The sequence below is a fragment of the Variovorax sp. efr-133-TYG-130 genome (assembly GCF_030208835.1).
Taxonomy (GTDB): domain Bacteria; phylum Pseudomonadota; class Gammaproteobacteria; order Burkholderiales; family Burkholderiaceae_C; genus Variovorax.
On sequence record NZ_JARVTD010000056.1, the window covers coordinates 1 to 2,624 of the forward strand.

Annotated in this window: 2 tRNA genes and 2 rRNA genes; all 4 read left to right on the forward strand. The window is 50.7% G+C overall.

Features of this window, described 5'->3' with window-relative positions:
- Positions 1–342, forward strand: a 16S ribosomal RNA gene (locus QRN67_RS32795); the annotation flags it as partial.
- 81 nt (positions 343–423) lie between these two features.
- A tRNA-Ile gene (locus tag QRN67_RS32800) sits at positions 424–500 on the forward strand.
- Positions 501–530: 30 nt separating this feature from the next.
- Positions 531–606 (forward strand) — tRNA-Ala (locus QRN67_RS32805).
- A 245-nt stretch (positions 607–851) separates the two neighbouring features.
- A 23S ribosomal RNA gene (locus QRN67_RS32810) occupies positions 852–2,624 on the forward strand; the annotation flags it as partial.

The window sequence follows — 2,624 nt, forward strand, 5'->3', positions numbered from 1 at the left end:
ATCATGGCCCTTACGGCCTGGGCTACACACGTGCTACAATGGTCGGTACAAAGGGTTGCCAAGCCGCGAGGTGGAGCTAATCCCATAAAACCGATCGTAGTCCGGATCGCAGTCTGCAACTCGACTGCGTGAAGTCGGAATCGCTAGTAATCGCGAATCAGAATGTCGCGGTGAATACGTTCCCGGGCCTTGTACACACCGCCCGTCACACCATGGGAGTGGGTTGCACCAGAAGTAGCTAGTCTAACCTTCGGGAGGACGGTTACCACGGTGTGATTCATGACTGGGGTGAAGTCGTAACAAGGTAGCCGTAGGGGAACCTGCGGCTGGATCACCTCCTTAATCGACGACATCAGCTGCTCCATAAGTTCCCACACGAATTGCTTGATTCATTGAAGAAGACGATAGAAGCAGCCCGAAATTGGGTCTGTAGCTCAGTTGGTTAGAGCGCACCCCTGATAAGGGTGAGGTCGGCAGTTCGAATCTGCCCAGACCCACCAATTTTGTGTGGGAAACGCCTGTAGAAATACGGGGCCATAGCTCAGCTGGGAGAGCGCCTGCCTTGCACGCAGGAGGTCAGCGGTTCGATCCCGCTTGGCTCCACCACTACTGCTTCTGAAGTAAGAGCTTAGAAATGAGCATTCCATCGGTTGGATGGTGAATGTTGATTTCTAGTCTTTGACTAGTTCGTTCTTTAAAAATTTGGGTATGTGATAGAAAGATAGACTGAACGTTACTTTCACTGGTAACGGATCAGGCTAAGGTAAAATTTGTGAGTTCTCTTAATTGAGAAATTCGAATTTTCGGCGAATGTCGTCTTCACAGTATAACCAGATTGCTTGGGGTTATATGGTCAAGTGAAGAAGCGCATACGGTGGATGCCTTGGCAGTCAGAGGCGATGAAAGACGTGGTAGCCTGCGAAAAGCTTCGGGGAGTCGGCAAACAGACTTTGATCCGGAGATGTCTGAATGGGGGAACCCAGCCATCATAAGATGGTTATCTTGTACTGAATACATAGGTGCAAGAGGCGAACCAGGGGAACTGAAACATCTAAGTACCCTGAGGAAAAGAAATCAACCGAGATTCCCTTAGTAGTGGCGAGCGAACGGGGACTAGCCCTTAAGTGGCTTTGAGATTAGCGGAACGCTCTGGAAAGTGCGGCCATAGTGGGTGATAGCCCTGTACGCGAAAGTCTCTTAGTCATGAAATCGAGTAGGACGGAGCACGAGAAACTTTGTCTGAATATGGGGGGACCATCCTCCAAGGCTAAATACTACTGACTGACCGATAGTGAACTAGTACCGTGAGGGAAAGGCGAAAAGAACCCCGGAGAGGGGAGTGAAATAGATCCTGAAACCGTATGCGTACAAGCAGTGGGAGCCCACTTTGTTGGGTGACTGCGTACCTTTTGTATAATGGGTCAGCGACTTATTTTCAGTGGCGAGCTTAACCGAATAGGGGAGGCGTAGCGAAAGCGAGTCTTAATAGGGCGTCTAGTCGCTGGGAATAGACCCGAAACCGGGCGATCTATCCATGGGCAGGTTGAAGGTTGGGTAACACTAACTGGAGGACCGAACCGACTACCGTTGAAAAGTTAGCGGATGACCTGTGGATCGGAGTGAAAGGCTAATCAAGCTCGGAGATAGCTGGTTCTCCTCGAAAGCTATTTAGGTAGCGCCTCATGTATCACTGTAGGGGGTAGAGCACTGTTTCGGCTAGGGGGTCATCCCGACTTACCAAACCGATGCAAACTCCGAATACCTACAAGTGCCGAGCATGGGAGACACACGGCGGGTGCTAACGTCCGTCGTGAAAAGGGAAACAACCCAGACCGTCAGCTAAGGTCCCAAAGTTATGGTTAAGTGGGAAACGATGTGGGAAGGCTTAGACAGCTAGGAGGTTGGCTTAGAAGCAGCCACCCTTTAAAGAAAGCGTAATAGCTCACTAGTCGAGTCGGCCTGCGCGGAAGATGTAACGGGGCTCAAACCATACACCGAAGCTACGGGTATCACGTAAGTGATGCGGTAGAGGAGCGTTCTGTAAGCCTGTGAAGGTGAGTTGAGAAGCTTGCTGGAGGTATCAGAAGTGCGAATGCTGACATGAGTAACGACAATGGGTGTGAAAAACACCCACGCCGAAAGACCAAGGTTTCCTGCGCAACGTTAATCGACGCAGGGTTAGTCGGTCCCTAAGGCGAGGCTGAAAAGCGTAGTCGATGGAAAACAGGTTAATATTCCTGTACTTCTGGTTATTGCGATGGAGGGACGGAGAAGGCTAGGCCAGCTTGGCGTTGGTTGTCCAAGTTTAAGGTGGTAGGCTGAGATCTTAGGTAAATCCGGGATCTTAAGGCCGAGAGCTGATGACGAGTTACCTTTTAGGTGACGAAGTGGTTGATGCCATGCTTCCAAGAAAAGCTTCTAAGCTTCAGATAACCAGGAACCGTACCCCAAACCGACACAGGTGGTTGGGTAGAGAATACCAAGGCGCTTGAGAGAACTCGGGTGAAGGAACTAGGCAAAATGGCACCGTAACTTCGGGAGAAGGTGCGCCGGTGAGGGTGAAGGACTTGCTCCGTAAGCTCATGCCGGTCGAAGATACCAGGCCGCTGCGACTGTTTATTAAA